The organism is Candidatus Phaeomarinobacter ectocarpi, assembly GCF_000689395.1.
GTDB lineage: Bacteria > Pseudomonadota > Alphaproteobacteria > CGMCC-115125 > CGMCC-115125 > Pyruvatibacter > Pyruvatibacter ectocarpi.
The window spans coordinates 2,533,136-2,559,881 of the sequence record NZ_HG966617.1 but is presented as its reverse complement, the minus strand read 5'-3'; the positions used below and the strand labels follow the sequence as shown (position 1 = coordinate 2,559,881).

Annotated in this window: 20 protein-coding genes; 10 read left to right on the top strand and 10 right to left on the bottom strand. The window is 58.8% G+C overall.

Going from position 1 to position 26,746, the window contains the following annotated elements:
• Positions 1–279 precede the first annotated feature (279 nt).
• Both BN1012_RS12275 and BN1012_RS12270 read right to left on the bottom strand, forming a co-directional pair.
• Positions 280–1,167, bottom strand: a complete 888-nt coding sequence (locus BN1012_RS12275) for an SMP-30/gluconolactonase/LRE family protein (RefSeq protein ID WP_043949826.1) — start codon at positions 1,165–1,167, stop codon at positions 280–282.
• A 226-nt stretch (positions 1,168–1,393) separates the two neighbouring features.
• Positions 1,394–1,780, bottom strand: coding sequence for a helix-turn-helix domain-containing protein (locus BN1012_RS12270; protein WP_052535226.1), 387 nt, complete (start codon positions 1,778–1,780; stop codon positions 1,394–1,396).
• A 149-nt stretch (positions 1,781–1,929) separates the two neighbouring features.
• Between BN1012_RS12270 and BN1012_RS12265 the strand changes: the two genes are divergently transcribed.
• The 3 genes from BN1012_RS12265 (at position 1,930) to BN1012_RS12255 (ending at position 5,486) form a co-directional block, all read left to right on the top strand.
• Positions 1,930–3,279 carry a site-specific DNA-methyltransferase gene (locus BN1012_RS12265; RefSeq protein ID WP_043951039.1) on the top strand — a complete coding sequence of 450 codons (1,350 nt, stop codon included), beginning with the start codon at positions 1,930–1,932 and terminating at the stop codon, positions 3,277–3,279.
• On the top strand, positions 3,276–4,046 hold the full coding sequence (locus BN1012_RS17005; RefSeq protein WP_145973459.1) for a DUF5681 domain-containing protein: 771 nt from the start codon (positions 3,276–3,278) through the stop codon (positions 4,044–4,046). The genes BN1012_RS12265 and BN1012_RS17005 overlap by 4 nt, the downstream gene beginning before the upstream one ends.
• A gap of 333 nt (positions 4,047–4,379) precedes the next feature.
• On the top strand, positions 4,380–5,486 hold the full coding sequence (locus BN1012_RS12255; RefSeq protein ID WP_043949825.1) for an NAD(P)/FAD-dependent oxidoreductase: 1,107 nt from the start codon (positions 4,380–4,382) through the stop codon (positions 5,484–5,486).
• An 18-nt stretch (positions 5,487–5,504) separates the two neighbouring features.
• On the opposite strand, the gene BN1012_RS12250 is transcribed toward BN1012_RS12255, so the two are convergent.
• Positions 5,505–6,299 (bottom strand): sugar transferase, encoded by a 795-nt coding sequence (locus BN1012_RS12250; RefSeq protein ID WP_052535221.1) that lies wholly within the window; start codon positions 6,297–6,299, stop codon positions 5,505–5,507.
• A gap of 323 nt (positions 6,300–6,622) precedes the next feature.
• Here BN1012_RS12250 and BN1012_RS12245 point away from each other — a divergent pair, with 323 nt between their 5' ends.
• Entirely contained in the window at positions 6,623–8,059 is a 1,437-nt protein-coding gene (locus tag BN1012_RS12245) for a mannose-1-phosphate guanylyltransferase/mannose-6-phosphate isomerase (protein WP_043949824.1), read from the top strand.
• A 2-nt stretch (positions 8,060–8,061) separates the two neighbouring features.
• Here BN1012_RS12245 and BN1012_RS17000 read toward each other — a convergent pair whose 3' ends face one another.
• The 3 genes from BN1012_RS17000 to galU form a co-directional block, all read right to left on the bottom strand.
• Positions 8,062–8,697 carry a Tgt2/MlaC family protein gene (locus tag BN1012_RS17000; RefSeq protein WP_052535218.1) on the bottom strand — a complete coding sequence of 212 codons (636 nt, stop codon included), beginning with the start codon at positions 8,695–8,697 and terminating at the stop codon, positions 8,062–8,064.
• A gap of 110 nt (positions 8,698–8,807) precedes the next feature.
• Entirely contained in the window at positions 8,808–10,124 is a 1,317-nt protein-coding gene (locus tag BN1012_RS12235) for a UDP-glucose dehydrogenase family protein (protein WP_043949823.1), read from the bottom strand.
• Between the two features lie 53 nt (positions 10,125–10,177).
• On the bottom strand, positions 10,178–11,047 hold the full coding sequence (galU, locus tag BN1012_RS12230; RefSeq protein WP_043949822.1) for a UTP--glucose-1-phosphate uridylyltransferase GalU: 870 nt from the start codon (positions 11,045–11,047) through the stop codon (positions 10,178–10,180).
• Positions 11,048–11,280: 233 nt separating this feature from the next.
• On the opposite strand from galU, the gene BN1012_RS12225 reads away from it, so the two are divergent.
• Positions 11,281–12,564, top strand: coding sequence for a lytic murein transglycosylase (locus BN1012_RS12225; RefSeq protein WP_043949821.1), 1,284 nt, complete (start codon positions 11,281–11,283; stop codon positions 12,562–12,564).
• A gap of 40 nt (positions 12,565–12,604) precedes the next feature.
• On the opposite strand, the gene BN1012_RS12220 is transcribed toward BN1012_RS12225, so the two are convergent.
• Positions 12,605–13,306, bottom strand: coding sequence for a glutathione S-transferase N-terminal domain-containing protein (locus BN1012_RS12220; RefSeq protein ID WP_043949820.1), 702 nt, complete (start codon positions 13,304–13,306; stop codon positions 12,605–12,607).
• The gene (locus BN1012_RS12215) at positions 13,306–15,375 is read right to left on the bottom strand and encodes a 3-hydroxyacyl-CoA dehydrogenase NAD-binding domain-containing protein (protein WP_197538373.1); all 2,070 of its coding nucleotides are present in this window, start codon (positions 15,373–15,375) and stop codon (positions 13,306–13,308) included. The genes BN1012_RS12220 and BN1012_RS12215 overlap by 1 nt, the downstream gene beginning before the upstream one ends.
• A 278-nt stretch (positions 15,376–15,653) precedes the next feature.
• On the opposite strand from BN1012_RS12215, the gene BN1012_RS12210 reads away from it, so the two are divergent.
• Positions 15,654–16,604 (top strand): AAA family ATPase, encoded by a 951-nt coding sequence (locus BN1012_RS12210; RefSeq protein WP_420887264.1) that lies wholly within the window; start codon positions 15,654–15,656, stop codon positions 16,602–16,604.
• Positions 16,605–16,607: 3 nt separating this feature from the next.
• Here the strand turns inward: BN1012_RS12210 and BN1012_RS12205 are convergent, their stop codons facing one another.
• Both BN1012_RS12205 and BN1012_RS12200 read right to left on the bottom strand, forming a co-directional pair.
• Entirely contained in the window at positions 16,608–18,554 is a 1,947-nt protein-coding gene (locus tag BN1012_RS12205) for an autotransporter outer membrane beta-barrel domain-containing protein (protein WP_145973458.1), read from the bottom strand.
• A 101-nt stretch (positions 18,555–18,655) separates the two neighbouring features.
• On the bottom strand, positions 18,656–20,380 hold the full coding sequence (locus BN1012_RS12200) for an autotransporter outer membrane beta-barrel domain-containing protein (protein WP_171815960.1): 1,725 nt from the start codon (positions 20,378–20,380) through the stop codon (positions 18,656–18,658).
• A gap of 329 nt (positions 20,381–20,709) precedes the next feature.
• Between BN1012_RS12200 and BN1012_RS12195 the strand changes: the two genes are divergently transcribed.
• From BN1012_RS12195 to BN1012_RS12180, 4 genes are read left to right on the top strand one after another with little or no spacing between them, the layout of a single operon-like run.
• Complete coding sequence (locus BN1012_RS12195) at positions 20,710–22,233, top strand: VWA domain-containing protein (RefSeq protein WP_052535216.1); 1,524 nt, start codon at positions 20,710–20,712, stop codon at positions 22,231–22,233.
• Positions 22,234–22,265: 32 nt separating this feature from the next.
• Complete coding sequence (locus BN1012_RS12190) at positions 22,266–23,003, top strand: ABC transporter ATP-binding protein (RefSeq protein WP_043949815.1); 738 nt, start codon at positions 22,266–22,268, stop codon at positions 23,001–23,003.
• A gap of 11 nt (positions 23,004–23,014) precedes the next feature.
• A complete protein-coding gene (locus BN1012_RS12185; RefSeq protein WP_043949814.1) occupies positions 23,015–25,396 on the top strand; it encodes an ABC transporter permease in 2,382 nt (793 codons plus the stop codon).
• Between the two features lie 4 nt (positions 25,397–25,400).
• Complete coding sequence (locus BN1012_RS12180) at positions 25,401–26,615, top strand: efflux RND transporter periplasmic adaptor subunit (RefSeq protein WP_052535213.1); 1,215 nt, start codon at positions 25,401–25,403, stop codon at positions 26,613–26,615.
• Positions 26,616–26,746: the final 131 nt, after the last annotated feature.

Genomic DNA, 26,746 nt, shown 5'->3' with positions numbered 1-26,746 from the left:
GCAAAACCAGTGGGTTAGAGGCCTTGGTCTTGACTGGAAGAATTTTAGACGAGCATGCTTTGGTGGGAGCTGGCGAGTGTGGACCACTCCTACTACCAATCACATCTCTCGCGTTGCTGTAGTGGTGCTAATCGACATTTCTGGTTTTGGTCCAGACATCGCCCTCGTGAATGACCTTGGCCGGCTTCTTCGAGCGGCGCGTTGGGCGCGCCTGGCAAGTTATTGAGAATTGTTCGGTCCCGGATTTCGAGGGTCGGCCGGATTTTGCACGCTAGCTCTTTAGCGGCGGGCAATTAATGCGCGAGTCTGTCCGTTGGTGGATGCCATAAGGTCCGTCTCATAAATGAAAAGACTGCCGGCGTTTTCGTCGATCTGCGACGCATCCAAACCCTGACGGGCTGACGTTATGAACATCAGGTTTCCCTTTGGTCCGCCTAGTGCCGGGCAAGTGGCATGTGGTGTTGGAACTTCAATCTCTCCAACAATGGCGCCTTGTGGCGATAGACCTGTCACACATGCGCCCGCCCAATGAGCGAACCAGTAAACGCCATCCGCGTCTGTTATTGCGCCGTCCGGTTCACCTTTTGAGACGCTCGCGAAGTTCTGCCAAGCCGCTGTGGTTCCCAAGCGAGCATCGTAGGTGCAACTTCGTATTTGCCGTGACGGACTGTCGGTAAAATACATGGTCCGTCCGTCAGGCGCCCAACAGATACCATTTGAGATGCGAACACTTTCCTGTCTCGTGTTCAAAATTCCGTCTTTGCCTGCGCAATAAAGCCTGCCTGAGGGTTTAAGGTCTTCCGACATGGACCCTACCCAAAAGCGTCCGCCAGGGTCTGTACGGCCATCATTTAGGCGTAGGCTGCCGCCGAGTTCTTTTGGCCGGTCCAGCCAGCGTATGTGGTTTTCTTCAGGGTTATAGATGGCCAAGCCTGAAGCAAAGGCGGCCAGAATTTCGCGGTCAGTGCCTGCCAAAAAGCTGAATGAGCAAAGCCGTTCCGGTGTTTCATAGACTGTGAGGGCCAGAGACAGCCATGAGAGCCTATACAGCCGGCAGGATTGAACATCCGTCCACCAAACGCTCTGGTCGCTGTCGCGCCACAACACGCATTCGCCCAGCTCGTTGCCGACCGCGACCGTCTCAATCAGTTTGGAACGAAGGTGCATTTTACATGTCCGCGATCGCCGGAAGTGTTTGCGTTCAACCAGCGATCCAGTTTGGCCTGCTGAAACACCTGCAGTGCATTGATAGGTCTGTCAAACGCAGGGCTATTGGGCCCATGTGCAAGGCGGATCTTGTATCGTGATGGTCGTGGGTAGCCATGTATTTGGCTCACCAGGTTGCTGAGTACGAATGAGCCCGTTCGGCTCATTGAGTGGCCAAACCGGTGCCTTATTCCTCACTGTAGGATTTGGTCAAAGCTGAATTCTTAGCGATCAGCGCTTCAATGTGCTGCTTTTGTTTGCGCATGGAATCGACAATTTGCTCGACCAAGAGCTGCTCCTGCGCCTCAAGCTGCATCAATTTTTTGGATAGCCGATTAATATCTGTTTCATCTTCGCGGGGTGCTTCAGTTTCGCCGACCAGATAACCGATATTTACGCCATAGAAGTCCGCCAATCGTTGCAGCAGCCCAATTGAGGGGTTGTCCGACTTAGCTTGTTCAAGAAGCCAGATATGGGTTTTCGAAACGCCAACTCCGTCGGCGACGTCCTTCAGTGAGATGCTCCTTTTTTCCCGCAATTCCCCAATTCGGCTGGCCAGCGAGCTAACCGTCATCGGACCTCCCCTCAGCGATTCGTAATATACGTATGACGCATAATTTATAATTATATTTGACCTTTGGTCTAGTCAGTTCGGAGAATGTTGGTGGCGTCGACTCGATTCGTGGCCGACTGCATGAGGTCTTCAACTTTGTTGGCAACACGATGACAAAAGCAAAAGTGATTTATCTTGGTCTCGACCAGCTGAGACACTCGCCGCGGAATCCGCGGACGCACTCTGACAAGCAGATCTATCAGATTGCCAACAGCATCGAGGAGTTTGGCTTCACCAACCCGATCATTATTGATCAGGATAATACTGTTCTCGCTGGAAACGGACGTTTGTCTGCGGCTGAAAAACTTGGAATCGCTCGCATTCCCTGTATTCGCCTGGATCATCTGACGCCAGCGCAGAAGCGGGCATACCTGATTGCGGACAACAAGATTGCGCAGAATGCAGGCTGGGACATCGAAATCCTGGCCGACGACTTCCAACTGCTGCTCGAAGATGACTATGAGATTGATATCACTGGTTTCTCTTCAGTCGAAATTGATCAAACCATGGACAGTGCAGCGCCTGAATGCGGAAGCGACCCGGCAGCAGAGAATCTACCGTCGCTCGAGCCGAAAGCGCCGGTAAGCCGGGAAGGTGATCTTTGGAAGCTTGGCTCACACCGTGTCTATTGTGGCTCAGCCGTCGACGCTGCGAGTTATCCGCACCTTCTTGGAACGGACAAGGCGCAGATGGTGTTCACCGATCCACCCTACAACGTGCGGATTGATGGGCATGTCAGCGGCGGAGGAACCGTCAAGCATACCGAATTCGTGATGGGCTCCGGCGAAATGACGCCCGAAGACTTCAAGACATTTCTGCTATCAGCCTTTCGTCTCCTCGCAGCTCATACGGTAGATGGTTCGATCCATTACATTTGTATGGATTGGCGGCATATGCAGGAACTGCTCAGCGCCGGAGCAGCCACATATCAAGAACTCAAAAATCTCTGTGTGTGGGCCAAGACCAATGGTGGCATGGGAACCTTCTACCGGTCTCGCCATGAGCTCATTTTCGTCTTCAAGAACGGAACGGCTAAGCACAACAATAATTTTGAGTTGGGTCAGCATGGCCGGTATCGGACCAATGTCTGGTCTTATGCAGGGATGAACGCAGCCGGTTCGGAGCGCGACTGCTCCCTTGAACTGCATCCAACTGTGAAGCCCGTCTCCATGATCGCGGATGCCATCCGCGATGTAACCACGCGCGGCCATATCGTCCTAGACGCTTTTGGGGGCAGTGGGTCGACTCTCATTGCTGCTGAACAGACGGGTAGAACAGCCAGGGTCATGGAACTTGACCCACTCTATGTCGATCGGATGATCCGGCGCTGGCAATCTTTTGCCCACGATGACGCTGTCCTTGTAGGAGACGAACGCAAGTTCCACACGATTGCCGCGGAACGGGCTTCAAAGGCCAAGAGCAAGCGACGAAATCGATCAAATCGAGAGGCTGCGTCATGAGTCGGAGCAAGAAAGATTCTCGGTCAGAACATACTCCGAATTACAACGTGGGTTACGGGCGTCCGCCTGTCGAAACACGTTTTCGCAAAGGTCAATCTGGCAATCCCGGTGGTCGTCCGAAAGGTAGTGGAAAGAAGGTGGTGTTGCTTAACGAGGTGCAGTTAGCGGAGGTTCTAAACAAAGTATTGCAGCGCCGCGTTCTCGCGCGCGATGGCGACCAGGTCATCGAACAGAGCATGTTGGAGGCAGTGGCCTTGTGTACGTCGAAATCAGCGCTCGAAGGTTCGGCTGCCGCCCAGCGACTTGTGCTCCAAATGGCTCAATTTACCGCGCTTGCCGGCAACAAAGATACAGAGCAGGAATTCGAAAAATACAAAGGTTTGGTCGAACTTCAGTTCATGTACGACCGTGTCTGGCAGGAATTCTGGGAACAGGGTATCGAGCCAGATGTTTTTGTTCCGTTCCCCGCGACCTTTGCAATCGATCCGCGCAAAGGTGAGGCGTTTGTCCTCGGACCGATCGTGGAGGCGGAGGTCAGAAGTTGGCAGGACACTGCTTCCGCCATTGCGGGGTTGGTGGATAACCTGGCCGACCTTGAAGATGAAATGGATCTCAAGCCTGGTTGTCCTGAATCAGAGGCTAGCTTCGAGATGCTTCGTGACCGGCTTTTGGGCATGGTACCCCTTGGTTGGATAGGCGTTCGCGCCGTTCTGCACAATTTACCCTTCGAGTATTGGCCGCGCATTCCCAAGTGCGCATCGCTCTAAGATCCTACCGATGCCAAAATGCCGGAATAATCAATTCGGCATGAAGCGCCGGAACCCTGCCGGCGTTCTTATTTGAATCAACCAGCTGACTTTCGGTTCATGGCTCTGGCCTGTTAGCAGACCCGACGGCCGTGATGACCTGAGCATCAGGTTCTGAGGTGGCATTGCGTTTTCTCTTGAATCACTTACCTGTCTCTAGAGAGGCTGGGGCTGCGAGGCGTACCTAGGTGGTCACTAGACGCAACGCTTATTGATTGCGCAATTTTCCCTGTTAATTCCCTGTTAGCAGGGAATGTCTGATGCCATTGAGCGTTGTTTTTTGGGTGGAGTTGTATGGACCATTTCGAAACGGATACCGTCATTGCCGGGGCTGGTGTCATCGGCTTGGCTGTGGCGCGCGCGTTGGCCCTGCAGGGCCATGAAGTCATCGTTGTCGAACGCGAGACATTGATTGGCAGTCATACAAGTTCGCGCAACAGCGAAGTCATTCATGCGGGTATTTATTACCCTCAAGACTCGCTCAAGGCCCGTTTCTGCGTTGAGGGCAAACACAAACTTTATGAGTACTGCGCCGCACGCGGGTTGAATCACAAACGCTGTGGCAAGCTGATTGTGGCAACCACCGAAGCACAAGTCGCGGAGCTTGAAGGCATCAAGGCCAGGGCTGCGGCCAATGGGGTTGGTGATTTAACATTTCTCAATCGCGATGAAGCCCTGGCGCTGGAACCGCACCTCAACTGCGAAGGCGCATTGCTGTCGCCCTCAACAGGCATCATCGACAGCCACGGGTTGATGTTGAGCTATCAGGGCGAAGCAGAAGAGCGTGGCGCGGCGCTCGCATTCGGCACGTCTATCAACTGGGTTGAAGCGTCGGATAAGGGTTTTCTGGTGGCCACCTCAGGGGCTGCTGAAGCTACCATCAAAGCCAAGCGCTTCATCAATTCAGCAGGATTGTTTGCGCCCCAATTAGCGGCTTCGATCGCCGGTTTGTCGTCGGCGTTTATGCCGGTTCCCTACTACTGCAAGGGCAATTACTACTCCCTCCAGGGCCGGGCACCATTTGACCGGTTGATTTACCCCGTTCCGGAAGCTGCCGGCCTTGGCGTTCACCTGACGCTTGACCTTGGCGGCCAGGCGCGCTTTGGCCCTGATACGGAATGGGTGGATGGCGTTGAGTACTCAGTGGACCCGGCGCGGTCTGATGGGTTTTACGACGCCATCCGGCGATATTGGCCGGGGCTGAAGGATGCGTCGCTGGTGCCTGCCTATGCAGGCATTCGTCCCAAGTTGAATGCGCAGGGTGAGCCGGCTGCTGATTTCCGGATAGACGGGCCTGATGCCCATGGGATTGCTGGGCTGGTCAACCTGCTTGGCATTGAGTCCCCCGGACTCACATCGTCATTGGCTATTGCCGACGAAGTTGCCAAGCAGGTTGGCTAGCTTCCCCTCTCGAAACTTTTAGTAAGCGCCCTCTTTGGCGAGCACTGCGGGAACCGTCTTGAAAATGATTTCAAGGTAAGACGCGACAGTGCGGATCTCGGTCCATTCAACGTCCAGAGCAATACGTGTTTTGTAATCGCAGTCGCTGCGGCCTGAGACCTGCCACAGACCTGTGAGGCCAGGGCGGACAGACAGGTAGCCGGCAGCATCCTTGCCATACATGGCCAGCTCATCAGGAACGATCGGGCGCGGGCCAACGAGGCTCATGTCACCTTTGAGGACGTTCCAGAGCTGGGGCAGCTCATCAATGCTGGTCTTGCGGATGAAGTGACCAAGCTTGGTGATGCGTGGGTCGTTCTTGAGCTTGCGGTGCTCGGCCCACTCAGCAGCAGCCTGCGGGTCATTGTCGAGAAGTGTCTGGAGGCGTGCTTCGGCATCCGACGCCATGGAACGCAGCTTAAAGCAGTTGAAGCCGCGGCCCTGCTGGCCAACGCGGGTCTGGCCAAAGAAGGCTGAGCCGCCGTCGCGCATGATGAGGAAAGCCACAACCATCATGATGGGTGCTGCGAGAATGAGGCCGGCGATTGCGCCCAGTACGTCCAGCGTGCGGATGGTGATTTCGCGTAGGGTGGATGTGTTGGCATCTACCGCGTGAATGCGCGCGGCGGGGCGCAGAGTTGCAGGTGTTTCAGCCGTCAGAACTGCATAGGCAGCGTCGCGACGGGCAATGTAACGGGGAAGGGGGCGTGCCGTTTCTTCAGCAGAACCAAGCGGCAGGGCGACTTCAGCGTTGTTTTTCAGCAGTGCAGACATTGGGGGGATGCCTCTCAAGCGCGTTAATGACTGCTGGTTACAGATCAAGCCTTGTGCCAAGGCGCGTCAGGGAGGTGGATGCCGTCAATTTCTGGCAGTTTTGCTGGATATTTGAGGTTTCTTGTCCGGGTTTGCGGGCGTCAGGCAGCTGCGCCAAACCGGGCGCGCGTTAACACTTGGTCGGGCGGCGGTTCTTATTGGCGCAATCGATGTGTCGTATTGGGACGCCAAAGAGAGGCCCGGTTTGTGCTAGAACCCATGCGTCATTTATGAGCGTGTGCCGTCCTAGGGCGCGCGCAATTTCGTTAAGGGACTGAACGACGATGAAGCCCATCCGTCCTGTCATCCTGTCCGGAGGCTCGGGGACACGCCTGTGGCCAACGTCACGGGCGCACCATCCCAAGCAGTTCATGGCGCTCACATCCGAGCGGACAATGATTCAGGAAACCGCGTTGCGCGTGAGCGATGCAGATCGTTTTCTGCCGCCGATCGTCGTGTGCAATGAAGAGCACCGGTTTACGGTCGCCTCAGAGCTTCAGGATGCGGGCGTCGAACTTGAAGTTGAAATGCTTGAGCCAGTGGGTCGTAACACCGCTCCGGCGATTGCAGCTGCTGCAGCTCTGTGCGCGGCGCATAGTCGGGACGAGCTGATGCTCGTGCTGCCGGCGGATCATCATATCGCCCGGCCTGACCTGTTTCTCGACGTCATCGCCACCGGTGCGAAGCTGGCTGAAGAGGGCAAGCTTGTGACGTTCGGCATTGTGCCCGATGCACCTGAGACCGGGTATGGCTATATCCGCTCCGGTGACGCCGTCGACCACGGCGGCAGCAAGGTGGATGCCTTTGTTGAAAAGCCCGACGCTGCAACGGCGCAGACCTATCTCGACGATGGCCGCTACTTCTGGAACTCAGGGATCTTTTTGTTCCGCGCGGACCGGATGATTGCAGAACTTGAAGCCTTGGCACCGGACATCTGGCGACAGGCGGCGATGGCGGTCTCCGGTGGCAACCGCGACATGGATTTTCTGCGGCTTGATCGCGAAGCGTTCGAGGCTTGCCCGTCTGACTCCATCGACTATGCGGTTATGGAACACACCAAGGATGCGGTGGTGGTGCCGTCAGACATCGGCTGGAGCGATGTCGGCTCATGGACGGCGCTGTGGGACATCGGTGAAAAAGATGGTCAGGGCAATGTGCTGAGCGGCGACGTGATGGTTCAGGACACGGCCAATACGTTTGTGCGGGCGGAAGGTCGGCTTGTCACGACAGTGGGCGTGGAAAATCTGATTGTGGTTGAGACCGGCGACGCTGTGCTTGTGGCTCATCGTGATCGGGTGCAGGACGTGAAGGCCATTGTCGGGCGGTTGAAGACTGAAGGTCGCCCGGAGCAGGAAGTTCATGCGCGCGTCTACCGGCCCTGGGGCTTCTACGAGAGCCTGGCGACAGATGAACGCCATCAGGTGAAGCATCTGATGATCAAGCCGGGGGCGGCCATTTCCCTGCAAATGCACCATCATCGTGCAGAGCACTGGGTCGTTGTTGGGGGCACGGCCAAGGTGACGCTTGGTGAGGAGACGCATCTCGTTGCTGAAAACGAGTCCGTGTACATCCCAATTGGCGCAAAACACAGGTTGGAGAATCCCGGCAAGATGCCGCTCTCTATCATTGAAGTGCAGTCAGGCAGCTATTTTGGTGAGGACGACATCGTTCGTTTTGATGATGTCTATGGCCGGGTGCCTGCGCTCAAGGCTGTTGAATAGGCCTAGCCTTCAGCAGGTGTCGCTGCGGCGTCCTTGGAGCGCAACCGTGCGGTTTCATCCGCAAGGAAGTTGATCAGTTGCTGGATGTCGCCATCGTGCTGACCCAGAAAATTGCCGAACTGCGCGCGCTGCTCAACGGCCAGCCAGATACCCTGAACCTGCGCATCAAAGAGTTGCGGGCCGCGCTTTGTCGTCAGGACACGGAAGGCGACATCCGCAAGGTGCTTGCCGTCCTTTGCGTTGATGGTGCCTTTGACCAACACATCCGTGTCCTTGCGCGCGACAGCGTTGGTGATGTTGATGGTTTGGCCGCCATACAGGCCCAGACGGCTTTCATAGCTGGCGGTGGCGTATTCCTTGAACTGCTGCTCGAAGGCACGCACGAGGGCAGCATCAGCGCCCTTGCGATAGTGACCCAAGGTGAACTGGGCGACTGAGCGGGTGTCGATGATCTCTGAGACGAAGTCGCGGAAGCGGGCCGCGCGGGCCGGGTCTTCCGGCTTGGTCTCCTGCAGAATTGTGATCGCCTGATCCACACCATCGGTGATGAAGGACTTTGCCGTGGCCTCGGGGTCCGCTGCCGCCATGGTGGCAGACGTCATGACAAACAAAATGGCGGCAACAATGCTCTTGATCATGGTGATTTCCGCCGGGGCGCGGCCTTCGTTTTTATGTCCGGCAAAATCAATGCACGCGAATTGCGGCGGAAATCCGGAAAAAGGGCCGAGCGCTGCAAAACGTGCCGAAGTCAGGCGATTGCAGGTGCACGGCCGATGGAGTGATAGGTGAAGCCCTGACGGGCCACTTCATGGGGGGTGTAGATGTTTCTGAGGTCGACCACAAGCCGACCGGGCATGGCCTTTGCGACCTTGTCCCACTGCAGAGCCCGGAACTCGTTCCACTCGGTCAGGATCAGCAGGATGTCTGCGCCATTGATGGCGTCGTATGCATTGTCAGCCCAATCGACGCCGTCGATCAGGTCTTTGGCTTCATCCATGCCTGCAGGATCAAAGGCACGGATCGATGCGCCGGATTCCTTGAGGAGGGGGATGATGTCGAGGCTTGGACTGTCCCGCATGTCGTCCGTGTTCGGCTTGAAGGTCACGCCGAGGACCGCGATTTTTTTGCCGCTCACGTCGCCGCCGGCAGCTTCAATGACTTTATGGGCCATGCGTTTCTTGCGGCTGGCATTGGCCTCGACCACAGCGCTGACGATACCTGTCGGTGCGCCAACGTCTTCAGCGGTCTTGACCAGGGCAAGGGTGTCCTTGGGGAAGCACGAGCCGCCATAACCGGGGCCTGCATGCAGGAAGAGCTTGCCGATGCGTCCATCAAGGCCAATGCCCTTGGCGACATCGATCACATTTGCACCGGTCTTCTCGCAGATGTCCGCCATCTCGTTGATGAAGCTGATCTTGGTCGCCAGAAACGCGTTGCCGGCATATTTGATGAGTTCTGATGTCTGCCGGTTGGTGATGACCATCGGCGTCTCGCGAAGGAACAGCGGGCGATAGAGTTCACGCATCACGTCCTGTGCGCGCTCGGCATCGGTACCAACCACGACACGGTCTGGACGCTTGAAGTCCTCAATGGCGGAGCCTTCGCGCAGAAACTCGGGATTGGACGCGACGTCGAAGTCTGCGTCAGGCGCGACTTCGCGGATAATGCGTTCAACTTCGTCACCGGTGCCGACAGGGACTGTGGATTTGGTGACCACCACCGTGTAGCCCGTCAGCAATGGCGCGATTTCGCGGGCCGCTGCATAGACATAGGACAGGTCGGCGTGGCCATCGCCGCGGCGCGAGGGAGTGCCGACGGCTATGAAGACGGCATCAGCCTCGGGGACTGTGTTGGCAAGATCAGTTGTGAAGGTCAGGCGGCCCACCTGCATGTTGCCGTTGACCAGCACATCAAGGCCTGGCTCGTAGATCGGGATTTCGCCGCGCTCAAGCGCTTCTATCTTGCTGGCGTCTTTGTCGACGCAGGTGACTTCGTGGCCGAAATCAGAGAAGCAGGCTCCGGACACAAGGCCGACATAACCTGTTCCGATCATTGCGACGCGCATGGCGCACCTCTTTAGGTGTTGGCGGCCAGGGCCGCTTTAGATGTGGGCGTGGTCTAGATGACTGTCCGCAGATACTCACGAAGTTCGTCGGCCATGTCTTCCCGTTCAAGGGCATAGGCCACATTGGCTGCCATGAAGCCTACTTTGTTGCCGCAGTCAAACCGGATGCCATCGAACTCAAGGCCGTGGAAGGGCTCATTGCCGATGAGGCGGGCCATGGCATCCGTGAGCTGGATCTCACCGCCTGCGCCACGGTCCTGTCGGGAGAGGTGCTCAAACACCGAAGGCTGAAGGATGTAACGACCCACCAGCGCCAATGTGGAGGGTGCAGCCTCGGGCTTGGGCTTTTCAATCATGCCGGCGACTTCAACCAGGTTTCCATCACGGGCGCCGGGCTTGATCACGCCATAGCGGTCCGTGTGTTCCTTGGGCACGTCCACCAGGCCGACAATGTTGCCTTGTGTCTTTTCATAGGCCTCCACCATCTGCGCCAGGCAGCCGGGCGAGGATTTGAGGAGTTCGTCTGCCAGAACGACGGCAAAGGGCTCATCGCCCACTAGGTCGCGTGCGCACCAGACTGCATGACCAAGGCCTGCGGGCTCCTGTTGACGTAGGAAGGAGGCAGCGCCTGCGGGTGGGCGCATGTCGGCAAGCATCTTCAGCGCGTCGCCTTTGCCCTTTGAAGACAGGGTCTGCTCAAGCTCATAGGCGTGGTCGAAATAGTCAGCGATGGCTGTCTTGCCGCGACCGGTTACGAAAATGAAATGCTCGATGCCGGCTTCTTTGGCTTCATCCACGGCGTACTGAATGAGCGGACGGTCGACGACCGGCAGCAGCTCCTTGGGCACCGACTTGGTGGCCGGGAGGAAGCGCGTGCCGAGACCGGCAACCGGGAAAACAACCTTGCGGATCCGTTTGGACATGAAAAGCCTTTACGCAGACGAGAGTAGATGATGCAGCGCAGCAACGATTGCCAGCCGGTTTTGCCACGGGGCCATGCACCACGGCAAGACGCACCTGTTGCACGCCTTCTGGCACCCTAGAACATGAACCTAAACAGCAGGTTGTTCGCGCATAGAATTGCCACAGTCCATCGCCTATGGTGACGGACTTTTTGAGCTTTCCTGCGATTCACAAACCAGCGGAACGAGAATAAATGCGGCGGAAAACAACGCGCTTTGGGGCTTTCACGCCCTTATCAGCCTTTCTTTTGGCGACAGGTCTGACCCTGGGTGGTGCGGGTGGTGCGCTCGCCCAAAAGGGGCAGCCGGTGGAAGATGATATTGTTGTGACACCGGCCATGGAGGAACGGCTCTCATCCTGGCTGACAGGGTTTCGGCGTGACGCACTGGCTGAGGGAATCACCTCGTCTACCTTCAACCGGGCCTTTCAGGGCATTTCGCTGGACGTGAAGGTGCTGGAACTGAACCAGAAGCAGCCAGAATTCGTCCGGCCGATCTGGGGCTATCTTGGGTCTGCCCTTTCTGACAAACGCAAGGCGGACGGTGCCGAGCAGCTGCGGGCCAACCGCAAACTGTTTGACCGACTTGAAGAACGCTATGGCGTTGAACGTGAAGTGCTGGCTGCGATCTGGGGCCTTGAAACGCATTACGGTACCTTCATGGGCAGCCGCAGTGTCATCCGTTCACTGACGACTCTGGCGTTTGAGGGGCGTCGGGCGGACTTTGGCCGCACGCAACTCATTGCGGCCCTGAAGATCATCCAGTCAGGCGATATCACGCCCAAGGCCATGAACGGTTCATGGGCGGGTGCCATGGGGCACACGCAGTTCATTCCCACGACGTATCTTGAACACGCCGTGGATTTTGATGGCGATGGTCGCCGCAATGTCTGGGTCAGTGCGGCGGACGGACTTGGGTCTGCTGCCAACTACCTCAAGGCGTCCGGCTGGGACAGGGGCGACCCTGCAGTGCGCGAAGTAAAGCTGCCGGGTGGTTTCGACTATGCGCTGGCTGCGCGCAGTATCAACAAGACCGGTGAGGAATGGCAGGCACTCGGTCTGCGGACGGCGTCGGGCGACACCCTGCCGCGTCGTGAGCGGGGACTTGAGGCCTACCTGATTGTGCCTGCGGGACATCGCGGACCGGCGTTTCTGGCCTACCCGAATTTCCGCACGATCCTGCGCTACAACAACGCCACGTCCTATGCGATGGCTGTCTCTTATCTTGCGCGGCATTTTGCGGGCGAGCCTGCCATTCAGGGCACATGGCCCACGGATGAGCGGCCTTTGACACTGTCAGAGGCCAAAGAGATGCAGACCAAGCTGACGGCGATCGGGTTCAATACGGGGGGTGTGGACGGCATCATCGGCCCCATGAGCCGGAAAGCCATTCGAGGTTTTCAGGGAAGCCTGGGGCAACCGCAGGACGGCTTTGCCACAGAAAAGCTGCTGGAAAAAATTCGCGCAGCAGCCCGTTAGGACCGCTGCGCGAGATAGTGTTCGAACAAATGTGGAGGCGTCAGGCTGCGATGTCGTAGCCCGGCGTTGAGCGACCCAGTGAGCCGTGCATCTCAAGGATGCGCTTGAACCAATCAGCCACCGGCTCCTTGGGTGCAAACAGCTTGTTTGGATAAACAGCGCGGGCCCACATGAATGTGCTGGCGGCTACATAGTCGGCATAGCCAGCTTCGTTGCCATTGAGGTAGGGCGTGTCCATGAGCTTGGCCCGCAGAGGACCAAGGGCCACGGACATGGCGCCCAGACCTTCCTTGCCACGCTTGTCCGCCTGTTCAAGGGTCATGCCGCCCAGCTGCTTTTCGCGGCTTTCACGGACATAGGCCTTGTCTTCCTCGCGGCAGTGTTCAAACACCTGTTTGACCATGGCCGGGAACATGGCGGTGAACACCTGCGTGAACAGCCAGCGTTCCACGAACTGCGCGTAGTGCAGGGCATCAAGGCTGGGGAACAGCGGCGGAGTATCCTGAAAGTTTTGATCCAGATGGATTGCGATCTGCCAGCTGTCGCCGATGAACTGGCCGTCATGCTCAAGCACGGGGACAGTCTTGTGAGACCCGTCCCCGATGGTTTTGATTTCCCCGAAGCCGACCGGACGGTCCTCCGCCGTGAGGCCCTTATGGGCCAGCGCGTATTTTGTGCGCCAGCAAAAGGGGCTCATGCGACGGCCGTCACGGCCTTCGAGGTCATAGAGGGCAAGAGCCATTAGCCTGCCTTCTTCTTGCTTTCGGCGACGAGGTCTTCAAGCATTGCTGCTGGCTTGAAGTCGGCCCCGTGCTTCTCTTCGTAGTGCTGCATGCGCTCGAGGACTTTTTCCAGACCTACTGAGTTTTCGCCGTACCACATCGGGCCGCCGCGATAGCGAGGCCAGCCATAGCCCATGATCCAGACGATATCGATGTCAGAGGCGCGGATGGCCTTGCCTTCTTCGAGGATCTTGTAGCCCTCGTTCACCATCGGCAGCAGGCAGCGTTCGAGAATTTCTTCGTCTGAAATTTCACGCTGCTGAATCTGACGCTCTTCTGCGTACTGACGAATGATGCCTTCGACTTCCTTGGACGGCGACGGCACGCGGTTTTCATCGTAATCGTAGAAGCCTGCGCCGGTCTTCTGGCCGCGACGGTCCCGTTCACAGAGCAGGTCACGCAGGGTTTCGCCCTTGGACGTTTCCTTGTTCCAGCCAAGGTCAAGGCCTGCAAGGTCTGACATGGCGAAGGGACCCATGGGCAGGCCGAAGTCGAAGAGCACGCGGTCCACATCCCATGGCATTGCGCCTTCAAGGATGAGCTTGTTGGCTTCGCGCTGGCGCTGGGCCAGAAGGCGGTTGCCAACGAAGCCCGGGCACACACCCACGAGCACGCCGACCTTGCCGATCTTCTTGGCAAGGGACATGGAGGTGGCGATGACTTCGTTACTGGTTTTGTCCGCGCGGACGATTTCCAGCAGCTTCATGACGTTGGCCGGTGAGAAGAAGTGCAGGCCGATGACCGCTTCAGGGCGCGTTGTGGCGGTTGCGATCTCGTCGATGTCCAGAGCTGACGTGTTCGTTGCGAGGATCGAGCCCTGCTTGACGATCTTGTCGAGCTTGCCGAACACGTCCTTCTTGACGTCCATGTTCTCGAAGATGGCTTCGATGATCAGGTCCTTGTCGGCCAAGTCTTCGAGGTTGGTGGTGCCGGTGAACATCGCCATGCGCTTGTCGACTTCTTCCATGGGGAAGCGGCCGCGCTTGGCTGAGTTTTCATAGTTCTTGCGAACAACGGCGAGACCCGCGTCGAGACGTTCCTGCGCCTGCTCGACGATCGTCACCGGAATGCCTGCATTGACGAAGTTCATGGCAATGCCGCCGCCCATGGTGCCCGCACCGATGATGCCGACAGATTTGACGTCGATCTGCGGGGTGTCTTTGGGTACATCCGGGATCTTGGCGACCTGACGCTCTGCGAAGAAGACATGGCGCTGGGCAGCAGACTGTTCGCCCGTCACCAGTTCGCGGAAGAGTTTGGCTTCCACCTTCATGCCTTCATCGAAGGGCAGGTTCACGGCCGCTTCAATGCACTGGATGTTGTATTCCGGCGCCAGGAATCCACGGGTCTTGCGGGCGATGGACTTGCGGAACGCTTCAAAGATTTCCGGCTTGCCACGGGCTCCGGCAACCTTGTCGTCGCGCTCGCGAATTTTCGTCAGTGGTGCGTTGTCAGCGACGATCTTCTGGGCGAAGGCGATGGCGCCTTCCAGAAGCTTGCCTTCTTCAACGATGGCGTCTGCAAGGCCACTTTCATGGGCTTCCTTGGCGGAGGCATGACGGCCTGAGGTCATCATCTCAAGCGCTTTTTCAACGCCTGTGACGCGCGGCAGGCGCTGGGTGCCACCGGCACCGGGCAACAGGCCGAGGTTCACTTCCGGCAGACCCATGCGGGCGCTGGGAACGACGACGCGGTAGTGGCAGACGAGCGCGACTTCGAGACCGCCACCGAGGGCTGTGCCGTGCACAGCTGCGACGACAGGCTTGGGCGCGTCTTCGATCATCGCCTGAACTTCATGCAGACCCGGGCCCTTCGGCGCCTGGCCGAATTCGGTGATGTCGGCACCGGCGATGAAGGTGCGGCCGTCGCAGATCAGGACAATGGCTTTGGCGGCATCGTCGGCGATGGCGGCTTTGAAGCCTTCAAACAGACCTTCGCGCACATTGGCGGAAAGGGCGTTCACCGGCGGAGAATTGAGCGTCACGACGGCAATATCGCCTTCGCGCGTCAGTGTGGTGACTTCGTTTATCTGGGTCATCTGGGCACTCCCTGTCTGGCCCGCCTTGTCTGTAGCTGTCCGGCGGGTATTTGTTCTTGAAGGGCGGATATCGGCCCTTGGTTGGGGCGCATTCTAGTGACCTTGGCGGACGATGCGAGTCTTGGATTCAGCCAATGTGTTCCTATGGGAGCCCGGCGCCGGCGCTTTCCCTTGTGCAAAGGGGTTTGCAAATGTGCCATTGCCGGGGCGCTTGGGCTCGCGTATGCCCTTGGGCGAACCGATATCAAGAGACAGGCAGACCAGTTCCCGTGACCAATCACATCAAGTCCGACGACGCCAAACGCGAAATCCAGCTCATTCAGGAGGGGTTTGAGGTGGGCGGCTATGTGGCCAACACGCAGATTTCCACAGCTGTTTACCTCGCCAAGGCGCTGGACAAGCCCATTCTGGTTGAGGGCCCTCCCGGTGTGGGCAAGACCGAGCTGGCCAAGGCGACGGCGGCCCATCTGGGCCGCGAGCTCATTCGGCTGCAATGCTACGAGGGGCTGGACGAGGCCAAGGCGCTGTATGAATGGAAATACGGCAAGCAGCTGCTCTACACGCAGGTTTTGAAGGATAAGCTGGCGGACCTGATGGAAGGCACCAACGGCATTACCGAAGCCATGGTCCGGCTGCATGAGTTTGACGACACATTCTTCTCGCCGGAATTTCTCGAGCCACGCCCGCTGCTGAAGGCGCTGCAGGTGCCCGACGGGGGCGTGTTGCTGGTCGACGAAATCGACAAATCAGACAATGAGTTTGAGGCATTCCTGCTGGAAATCCTGTCTGACTTCCAGGTCTCGATACCTGAAATCGGCACCATCAAGGCGGATGTGAAGCCGGTGGTGTTTCTGACGTCCAACAACACCCGTGAAGTGGGCGACGCCCTCAAGCGTCGCTGCCTGCATCTGTACATTTCATTCCCGGACCAGAAGCTGGAAATGAAGATCATCAACAAGCGGGTGCCCGGCGTGCCGGAATCACTGCTCGCTCAGCTGGTGACCTTCGTGCAGGAGCTGCGCACAAAGACGATCAAGAAACTGCCGGCTGTCAGTGAAACCATTGACTGGGCACGCGCCTTGATGCTGCTGCACACAGACGAGCTGGACGAGGATCTGGTGCGCAACACGCTCAACCTGCTGCTCAAGTTCGAAGACGACATTGAGAGTGTCGAAAACGAAATCCCCGGCATGATCCGTCGGGCGCGCGGTGAGACCTAGGCCCTAGAAGCCGATTTCCAGTTGCAGCTGGCCGGTGTAGCCCAGCGTGTCCTGTCCGATGCCGATGACACCGGCGTCGACGGACAGGCGGCTTGAGCCACTGGTGGTGAGTGTCACGCCAGCGCCGACATTCCCACCCCAGTCCGCACGATCAATGACTTCCGTGGCGGACAGCCGCAGTGTGTCTTTCTCGCGGGCGAAATAGTTGACCGTGGCGTTGAGGCGCGGCGTGGCGCGGCGTATCCAGCCATCTTCATAGTCAAAGCTGCGCGACACAGTGAGCCCACTGCCGATGGTGGTGTCCTGCGACCGGCTGCCGGGGATGGCTGTGTTGGTTGAGTCCGTATATCTGTCGCGTTCAGAATCCGAGTAGGAGACCGACAGCGACGGGGTGAGCAATACCGGATTGACGAAGTAGCTGCCGGACAGGGAGCCTGAAACCGTCCAGAGATCCGTGTCCGCCGTACCGCTGGCAGCGGTGGTCTTTATGTCCTGCTCGCCGGTTTCCCTCGAGAAAGCCAACCCGACCGAGAGGGAGTCCGCCACCTGGATCTGTGCATAGGCGCCGCCGCCCGCCTGCCGGGATACGACTTCCGTACCCGTCGCCTTCACGTCGCTTTCGCCGGTCAGGTAGGAGCCATAGGCGCCGACCACCAGCCTATCAGAGACCTGGAAGGCAATGCCGGAGAGCACGTGCGCCGCCCAGCCGTCGCTGCCGCCGCGCTTCTGCCGGTCGAACACCGTCCCGCGGCCACGCACCCAGATATTGACCGGCATGCCTGCGACGGTGAGCGGCGGCAGGTCGGCGGGGCCGGAGGCACTGTCATCAAGACCCAGCGTCGCTGCCTGAAAGAGCTGGTCACTGGACAGATCAAGTTGAAAGCTCTCGCCGGAAAATTGTGCGACGAGGGGTGTGGCCGGTGCAAAGCGTGACGCCTGTGGAGACAGGTCCCGTGCTTTGGAGAGGTCCTGGTAAAGTTGGTCGCGCTCGCGGGTAGCGTCCAGCCGCTTGGTCATCAGGTGGACAAGCTGATCCTTGACACCGGCTGCCTCGGCTTCCTGCAGCACTTCATTGATGAACGCTGCGTGTGATTGTTCGCCCCACGCTTGCGGTGAGATGAACCCTGATCCCCTCGTCGGGGTCGGTTGGACTGGCGCGAAGGGGTCATGTACGTAAGCGCGCCAGCCACGGAAGAACTCCTCGCCTTCGTCTTCCTTGAAGTAGCCGTAGGCGTCATACGCCCATGCGCGGGCCCTTTGTTCTCTGAACCCGAAGTCAGGCATGAAGCTCTCAATGAGAGCTGCCTGCGCCGCGTCAATGTTTCGGATGGCGCTGTCTACCGCGCCGATCTGCGAATGAATCTGACCGACGCTCGGCAGATGTCTAATGGTTATGCCCGCACCAGGGAGGCTAGCGGGCGTGGTCGACAGCCGGGAATTGTCTATGGCGGTGTTGGCCGCCTCTGTCGAGGCGGATGTTTCGTCCGGTGTTGGGCCCGTTTGCGCTTGCGACGTGCTGTCGCCGCCGGTGGCTGCGGCTGTCGGGGACGTGCAGGTGAAATTCACCTGTGCTGCCGACCCGGCACCTGCCTGCCCTGAAATGGTGATGCCGGTGATGCCAGCCGGGAGCGTAACCGTGACGGTCTGATTGCCCGGGCCGCTGAACAGGCGGACATTGCCGGGGTTCGTCCCGATACGGATGGAGTTGGGATTGCCGGTGACTGTGACCGTGATGGTCTCGCCTGCGTCAGCCGTCACGTTGATGGTGGTGTTCACAACGGTGGCCGCGGGAATGGTGGTGTTGCCACCTCCGGCGGCCAGGGTTGTGCAGCCAGCGGACTGCGCATGGGCGTGGATCGGGAAGCCGAAACTCAATACGGGGGCGAAACAAAGCCCCAAGATAACGGCAAAATGCCGCGTTCCCGCGCGCGCTGATTTGAAGCTGTCCACGTCACTCCCCCTACGGACGATCCTGCTCTCATGGCAGTATAGTGGCCATGGGCCTGAGAGTCAGGTGTGTGCTGGTCCTGTCACGAATGGGCATGCTGGCGCTAGAAGCCGAATTCAAGCTGCAGCTGCCCGGTATAGCCAAGCGTGTCCTGACCAATGCCGATGACGCCTGCGTCGAAGGACAGGCGGCTTGAGCCAGTTGTGGTCAGGGTTACGCCGGCACCAACATTTGTGCCCCAGCGGTCCGACTCGACAACTTCCGTCGCTGACACCCGATAGCTTGAATCCTCTCGGGCAAAATAATTCACTGTGCCGTTGAGGCGCGGCGTAACGCGGCGCAGCCAGCCCTCCTTGAAAGTATAGCTGCGTGACGCGGTCATCGCAGCGCTTAGGGTGGTGTCACCTGATGATGTTCCCGGAATGGCGAGGCCGCGGGAGTCGGTATAGCCGTCGCGCTCGAACTCGGCATAGGTAACAGCCAAAGAGGGGGACAGCAGTACAGGTTGCAGATAGATTGCTCCCTGTACGGAGGATGATACGGACCACAGATTGATGTCGGCAGACCCGCTGCCGGTGGGTGTCTTGATGTCCTGTTCGCCGGTCTCGCGGTTTGCGGACAGGCCAAGGCTCAGACCCCGCATCACGGCGTAGCGCAGATAGGCGCCACCGCCGCTCTGAGTGGTGTCGACCTTTGTGTTGGACAGGTCTGTGTCACTGTGAGCGGCCATGTAAGACCCGTAGGCACCGATGGTCAGTTCGTCGCTCAGTCTGAGGGCCGCGCCTGCAAGCAGGTGAGCCGCCCAGCCATCGGAGCCCGCGCGTTTCTGCCGGTCGAACAGCGTGCCACGGCCACGCGCCCAGATGTTCACGGGCATGCCGCCAATGGTGAGTGACGGTAGGGTTGCAGGCGCGGTTCCCGTGTCGTCGAGGCGCAGGGCCAGATGCCGGCGCAGGGCATCGGTCGACATTTCGAAGTTGAACCCGCGGCCATTCCGGTCAGGGGTGAACAACACGATGTCGCCGTCATCCAGCTCTTCTGCTTCGTTTTCCTCACTGTCGACGTCGACAGGAGGTACGCCTGGATCCTCGTCCTCGAAATAAATTGGGCGCGGCCCCTTGTTGTAGCGGTTCAGTATCTGCTGCCGTTCGGCTTCATACTCCCATCCGCGGCGCGTCACCCCATCCTTTGGCACCGGCATGCCTGTTTCGAAAAGCTGAATGCCGCGCTTGAACCTTTCTATATACTTTTCGTTGACCACCCAGGCCTGTTGCTGCTCCTCGTGATTGCGGACGTAGTGGTCCTTGAGGGCTTCTTCGAGACTGACTGTTGGTTGTTGTTTCGTTTCAGGTGCAGGCCGCGCAACGGAGCGGGGGCCAGCGCCGGGCAGGGCTGCAGGCGTGGTTGGCATGCGGTTGGCCATGACCGTTTGCGTCGAGGATGTGATGGCATCGGACGTCTGGGCCGGTGTCATGGCCGCTGCGGAGCCGGATGTGCTGGCGGCGGGGGCTGCCGCGGCGGCGGCAACCGGAACGCAGGTGATCGTGAGTGTCGCGGCCTGTCCCACCGACGCGAGAAGGGTGATCCCCAGGCCATTCACGGCAGCTTCGTTGACCGTGACGGTCTGCGCCAGATTAACGGCGGTGCCGAAGATGCCGGTATTGCTCGGGAGCAATTGGACCGTGGCAAGGTTCGGGTTGCCGGCGGCAGTGATCGTGAGGCGGTCACCTTGGTCGAACGCGCCGACGATCCCCACCGCGTTGGCGCCGCCTGCGGCGACATTCTGGTTGAAGGCGCCCGCATTTGCTGCCGTGCACCCAGCTGACACGGCATATGCGGGGCTTGAATGACCGAAATACGCAGCTGCAGCCGCGACTGACAAAAGACCCGAAAGAAAACGCGAAACATCTTTCGCGCCTCTCCTGAAGTTCAGCATGTGTGTGTCGTCCCCAGAACCGTCCGCGCCACAGTTGCCACAGAACAGCAAGCTTAGAAAAAAGGTCGCTCGTAGCCTTTCATCAAAATTGATGATGAATCTAAGTCTCTTGTTTCGAGGCCGGAACGAACGTCTGTGGCGTTCCTGCGTTTCATGGCATAAAGGCCGCGAAAAACCGGGATCCCCGGGCACCTAGTTAGAGGGTCGCTGTCTTGTCGAAGATGATGACAAATTTTGTCGATGCGTTGCGTGCGGCGGACCTGCAGGTCTCCCCGGCGGAAACGCTGGACGCCATGGAAGCGGCTGACCTTGTGGGGTTTGGAGATCGGGCGCTGCTGAAGGACACGCTGGCACTGTCACTGGCGAAGACGCCGGACGAGAAGCAGTCGTTTGATGAAGCGTTTGACCGGTTCTTCTCGTTTGAGACGATGGAGAATGCGACCGGGCAGTCTGCCGAGGATGGTGAGGACCAGGAGCAGCAGGAGGCCGGGGACGGGTCTCAGGATGCTGACGGCGAAGACAGTGGTGAGGGTGATGGGGACGAGGCTGACGCCGAGGGCGAAAGTGATGCCTCTGAAAGTGCGTCTGCGTCCGGCGGCCAGCCATCGGGCTCGGGCGAAGGCGGTGCGACGGACAAGCCGCAGAGTGGCGACGTCAATGACACCGAGTATGAAGACGCCAACCTCAATCAGACATTGATGGAGATGCTTGAGGCTGGTGATCGCACGTCGCTCTCCATGGCGATTGCGCGCGCTGGTGAACAGGTGGGTATACGGAACATTCGCTTCTTCACGCAGCGGGGTCTTTATGGCCGGCGGATCATGGAGCGCATCGGGCTGCAGGAAATCACCGATCAGATTATTGAAGCTGAACGGGCCGAGGGCGTTGGCGGTCCGCAGGTAAAAGCCCTCAAGGGCATGCGCGAGATGCTGCGCCAGGACGTGGACGACTATGTGGAGCGCAACCTGCAGCTCCACGCGCAGAACGAAGGCAAGCGCCTGCGCGAAGAAGTGCTGGAAAGCGTGCGGCTCACGAATGTGGACATTCGCGACTTCAAGATGATGCAGCAGCTCGTGCGCAAGATGTCGAAGAAGCTGGTGTCCGTGCATTCGCGCCGCAAGAAGAAGGCGCGCCGGGGGCATCTGGATGTGCGCCGGACGATCCGGCACAACATCGCCTTTGATGGGTTGATGTTTGACACCCACTGGAAGCGCCGCAAGGTGGACAAGCCGGATGTGATGGCGATCTGCGACGTATCAGGCTCTGTTGCCACGGTGTCGCGCTTCTTGCTGATGTTCCTGTATTCGCTGGGCGAAGTGCTGCCTAATGTGCGGTCGTTTGCTTTCTCGGGACATCTTGGCGAAGTGACGAACCTGTTTGAGACGCTGGATCTGGAACAGGCCATTCCGCTCATCCAGCGCGACTATGGTGGTGGCTCGACGGACTACGGTGCGTCGTTGCAGGATTTTTCAAATCTGGCGCTCAATGACATCGACAACAAGACTACGGTCATCTTGATGGGGGATGCCCGGTCGAATTTCAGCAATCCGCGGGCAGATATCATGAAGCTGATTTATCAGCGCGCGCGGCGTGTCATCATTCTCAACCCGGAGCCGGAAGGTATCTGGGGGACGGGTGACAGCGAGATGCTGAAGCTCAAGCCGTTCTGCCACAAGGCACAGACCTGCGGATCGCTCAAGGATCTTGAGCGCGTCGTCGACGACATCTTGCGCACGGCGGTTTAAGGGCCGACATTCTTCCTACAAGGGAGACTGTCATGGGAACACCGGCAATAAGCGGCGACCCGAAACCGCAGATTACCTTTCAGACCAAGGGCATAACCAAGGTCTATGACACTGGCGACGTGCAGGTCCATGCGCTGCGTGGTGTCGACTTGGCGCTCTATGAAGGCGAATTCGCCGTCCTGCTGGGCCCTTCGGGGAGCGGCAAATCGACACTGCTCAATATTCTGGGCGGGTTGGATCAGCCAACGGACGGGCAGGTGTGGTTTCGCAATCAGGAACTCACAGCCGCGTCTGAACGCGAGTTGACGCGGTACCGCCGCGACAATGTGGGTTTCGTTTTTCAATTCTACAATCTGGTGCCCAGCCTGACTGCGCGTGAAAACGTGGAGCTGGTGACGGAAATTGCGCGCAGCCCGATGGATGCCCGAGAAGCGCTGGACATTGTCGGACTCAAGGAGAGGGTCGATCACTTCCCAGCGCAGTTGTCAGGCGGTGAGCAGCAACGCGTCGCCATTGCCCGTGCCATCGCAAAACGGCCGGATGTTCTGTTATGTGATGAGCCGACAGGCGCGCTCGACTCCCAGACGGGTGTCATTGTGCTGGAGGCCATTGAACGGGTAAATGCGGAACTTGGCACCACGACCGCAGTGATTACGCACAACGCCTCGATTGCAGATATGGCGCACCGGGTGGTGAGCTTTGCCGACGGTGCCATTGCCCGTGTGGTGGTCAATGATGCGCGCAAGCCAGCGCGCGACATCACCTGGTAGGGGCACAGCGCATGTTTCACACATTGCTGCATCCGCTGGACAAGAAAGTGCTTCGCGAGTTGTGGCGGGTGCGCGGCCAGGCGCTGGCTATTGCAGCGGTCATTGGCGCCGGTGTGGCTGTGCTGGTGATGATGTACGGGATGCTGGCCTCACTGGATGCCACGCGTGCGGCCTATTACGAGCGCTATCGATTTGCTGACATCTGGGTGCCAGTGAAGCGTGCCCCTGAAAACCTCAAGGCTGATATTGCGCGCATCAACGGCGTGGCGTCGGTTGAGACCCGCATTTTTGTCGATGTCACCCTGGATGTGCCGGGGATGGTGGAACCGGCAACCGGGCGGATGATCTCCATTCCAGAAGCCGGAAGACCAGCCATAAATGATGTGGTGCTGCGGGCGGGGCGGTGGCCTGAACCGAACCATCCACGTGAAGTGCTGGCTGATCAAAGCTTTATGGATGCCCATGGCTTTACACCGGGCAGTGAAGTGGCGGCGATCATCAATGGGCGCAAGCGTACCCTGACGGTGGTTGGCGTCGTACTCAGTCCGGAGTTTGTCTACGCCATAGCGCCGGGTGAATTGATGCCCGACGCCAAGCGCTTTGGCATTTTGTGGATGAACCGTGATGCGCTTGCGGCCGCCTATGACCTGGATGGTGCCTTCAATGAAGCGCTGATCAGACTGCTGCGAGACGCCAACAGGTCTGATGTGATTGACGAAGTGGACGCGCTGACAGACCGCTATGGCGGAGGCGGGGCATATGACCGGGACGACCAGATTTCAGATGCCTTCTTGACCAGTGAGATGGACCAGCTGCGTAATTTCGGCGCGGTGTTGCCGCCGATATTTCTGGTGGTGGCAGCATTTCTGCTCAATGTCGTGATCGGGCGCATGATTGAGACAGAACGCGAGCAGATTGGGTTGCTCAAGGCGTTTGGCTATTCCAACTGGGCTGTTGGCGTTCACTACCTCAAATTTGTCGGCGTGTTGACGGGCATCGGTGTTTTTGCGGGCATTGCCGGAGGCGCCTGGATGGGGCGTGGTATGGCCGGGATGTATACGGAGTATTTCAAGTTCCCCTTCCTCTACTATAAAGCAGACCCGGCTGTTTTTGCGCTTGGGGCGGGCATCAGTGTGCTTGCAGCCTTTTTGGGAACACTGGCTGCGGTGCGCCGTGCGGCGTTGTTGCCACCTGCGGTTGCCATGCGGCCTGCGCCGCCGACGCGGTATGGGCAGGCGTTGATTGAAAGACTACTGCCCCGGCGGATGACCGATCAGCCAACCCGCATGATCCTGCGCCATATTGGCCGGTGGCCTGTGCGCTCGGGCATGACTGTCACCGGGATTGCTGTCGCTATTGGATTGTTGATCGGCTCGAGTTTTGCGCTCGACTCGATGGATTTCATGATCGACGTGAATTTCTTTCAAGCTGAGCGGCAAACGATGACGGTGATTTTCGAGGGGCCGCGTCACTACGATGCGGTGCGTGCTGTGGATGGGCTTCCCGGCATCATGGCAACGGAGCCGTTTCGGATGGTGGGTGTGCGCATGGTCAAGGGGCCCCGCGAGAAGCGGGTCTCGATTACGGGTCTTGTGCAGGAGCCCCAGATTTCCCGTGTCCTGGACGCTGACCAGCAACCTGTGGTGCTGCCGGAGTCCGGCGTGCTGCTGAGCGACTATCTCGCCCGCCTTCTTGGCGCGCGTGAAGGAGACATGCTGACGGTGGAGGTGCTGGAGGGGCGTCGCCCTGTTTTGTCGCTTCCTGTTGCGCGCGTTGTGGAAAGCTATATCGGGCTCAATGCCTATATGCATCTGCCGGCTCTCAATGCCGTGATGCAGGAGGGGCATGCGGTGTCCGGCGCTTACATTCTCAATGACAGCGCATATCAGGACGCATTGTACCGCGAGCTCAAGGATACGCCTGCTGTGGCGGGGGTGACGTTGCAGCGCAAGGCGGTTCAGACGTTCCGTGACACGGTGGATGAGAGTTTCTCCACCATGGTCATCTTCAATGCCGTGTTTGCCGGCTTTATCGCAATCGGCGTTGTTTACAACGCCGCGCGGATTTCGCTGGCTGAGCGTGCGCGGGAACTTGCCAGTCTCCGTGTGCTGGGATTCAGCCGGGCAGAGGTGGCGTATATTCTATTAGGTGAGTTGGCACTGCTGACGGTTCTGGCATTGCTGCCGGGCTGTCTTTTTGGATTTGGGCTGGCGCATCTCATTGGCACGCTTGGCATGGAGACGGAATTGTTCCGGGTGCCTGTCATCATTGCACCGTCGACATACGGTTTTTCAATTCTTGTCGTGCTGGCGGCGTCTTTTGTCTCCAGCCTTATTGTTGGCCGCCGAGTGGCGCGGCTTGATCTTATTTCAGTTCTAAAGACGAGGGATTAGCCTCATGCCCATTCGTAACATTGTCGGCATTGTCATCGCGGTGATTGTTCTGGGGATGATTGCACTTGCGTTCATGCCGCAGTCGGTTCCAGCAGATCTCGTTGAGGTGCAACGCGGGGCGCTGGCTGTCACCGTTAACGAAGAAGGTCAGACACGGGTCCGGGATGTGTACACGGTGTCCGCGCCTGTGGGCGGCAGGGTGTTGCGCATCGGGTCTGAGGTGGGTGACCCGGTGACGGAACAGGTCACGGTCGTAGCGACAATTCAGCCGACGGACCCATCCTTTCTGGACGCGCGCTCGCTGAGCCGGGCGGAGGCCAGTGAGAAGGCAGCTGAGGCTGCGCAGACCCTGGCTGTGGCGGATGTGACGCGGGCGGAAGCTGAGCTTGAGTTCGCCCAGTCGGAGTTCCGGCGCGCACAGCGGCTGGCAGCCAAAGGCACGGTGTCACAGGCTACACTTGATCGTGCCCGGCTTGATCTACGCACCCGAGCGGCCGCTGTGGATGAAGCCAAAGCAGCCTTGCAGATGCGGGACTTTGAACTGGAAAATGCCCGCGCCACTCTCATCCAGCCGGGGGAAGCCGACTCTGAAAACATCGGCGGTGGTTCCGGCTGTTGTGTGCCGGTGCGCTCGCCGGTGACGGGCCGCGTCCTGCGGATCATTCAGGAGAGCGAAGCCATCGTGCTGCCGGGTGCACCGCTGATCGAAGTGGGCGATGACAATGATCTGGAGATCGTGGTCGATCTTCTGTCTGAGGATGCAGTGCGCGTTACCGAAGGCGATCGGGTGGCGATTGAAGACTGGGGCGGGCCGGTGGTGCTCAACGGCATTGTGCGACGTGTGGAGCCGTTCGGGTTCACCAAGGTGTCGGCGCTGGGTATTGAAGAGCAGCGGGTGAATGTGATCATCGACTTCGAGGACCCGCCGGAAGCATGGTCGGAGCTTGGCCATGGATTTCGCCTCGATACGCGCATTTTTGTCTGGGAAGCCGAAGACGTGCTGAAGCTGCCCGTCAGCGCCCTGTTTCGCGATGGGGACGCCTGGGTCGTGTTTCGGGAGGCAGACGGTGAGGCGGTGCTGACACCGGTTGAGATCGGTCGCCGAAATGCTCTGGAGGCGGAGGTTGTGGCTGGCCTTGAGGAGGGGGACCGGGTGGTTGTTCATCCAAGCGACAGGGTTGTGGACGGCGTTTCGCTGGAACCCCGCGGTTTACGTTAACGGCACCCAATTGAGGCATCTCATTCTCGCGGGGCGCGCAAATTGCTTGGATGTCATCAGGGCGTCATGCGGGGCGGGTCGCGAGAGTGCTTGCCGGACAGCCTAAAATGTTGTGCTGGTGGCACACCCTG

Coding starts and splice junctions, on each gene's coding strand:
- BN1012_RS12275 (WP_043949826.1), bottom strand. CDS start 1,167: ATGCACCTTCGTTCCAAACTGATTGAGACGGTCGCGGTCGGCAACGAG.
- BN1012_RS12270 (WP_052535226.1), bottom strand. CDS start 1,780: ATGACGGTTAGCTCGCTGGCCAGCCGAATTGGGGAATTGCGGGAAAAA.
- BN1012_RS12265 (WP_043951039.1), top strand. CDS start 1,930: ATGACAAAAGCAAAAGTGATTTATCTTGGTCTCGACCAGCTGAGACAC.
- BN1012_RS17005 (WP_145973459.1), top strand. CDS start 3,276: ATGAGTCGGAGCAAGAAAGATTCTCGGTCAGAACATACTCCGAATTAC.
- BN1012_RS12255 (WP_043949825.1), top strand. CDS start 4,380: ATGGACCATTTCGAAACGGATACCGTCATTGCCGGGGCTGGTGTCATC.
- BN1012_RS12250 (WP_052535221.1), bottom strand. CDS start 6,299: ATGTCTGCACTGCTGAAAAACAACGCTGAAGTCGCCCTGCCGCTTGGT.
- BN1012_RS12245 (WP_043949824.1), top strand. CDS start 6,623: ATGAAGCCCATCCGTCCTGTCATCCTGTCCGGAGGCTCGGGGACACGC.
- BN1012_RS17000 (WP_052535218.1), bottom strand. CDS start 8,697: ATGATCAAGAGCATTGTTGCCGCCATTTTGTTTGTCATGACGTCTGCC.
- BN1012_RS12235 (WP_043949823.1), bottom strand. CDS start 10,124: ATGCGCGTCGCAATGATCGGAACAGGTTATGTCGGCCTTGTGTCCGGA.
- galU (WP_043949822.1), bottom strand. CDS start 11,047: ATGTCCAAACGGATCCGCAAGGTTGTTTTCCCGGTTGCCGGTCTCGGC.
- BN1012_RS12225 (WP_043949821.1), top strand. CDS start 11,281: ATGCGGCGGAAAACAACGCGCTTTGGGGCTTTCACGCCCTTATCAGCC.
- BN1012_RS12220 (WP_043949820.1), bottom strand. CDS start 13,306: ATGGCTCTTGCCCTCTATGACCTCGAAGGCCGTGACGGCCGTCGCATG.
- BN1012_RS12195 (WP_052535216.1), top strand. CDS start 20,710: ATGATGACAAATTTTGTCGATGCGTTGCGTGCGGCGGACCTGCAGGTC.
- BN1012_RS12190 (WP_043949815.1), top strand. CDS start 22,266: ATGGGAACACCGGCAATAAGCGGCGACCCGAAACCGCAGATTACCTTT.
- BN1012_RS12185 (WP_043949814.1), top strand. CDS start 23,015: ATGTTTCACACATTGCTGCATCCGCTGGACAAGAAAGTGCTTCGCGAG.
- BN1012_RS12180 (WP_052535213.1), top strand. CDS start 25,401: ATGCCCATTCGTAACATTGTCGGCATTGTCATCGCGGTGATTGTTCTG.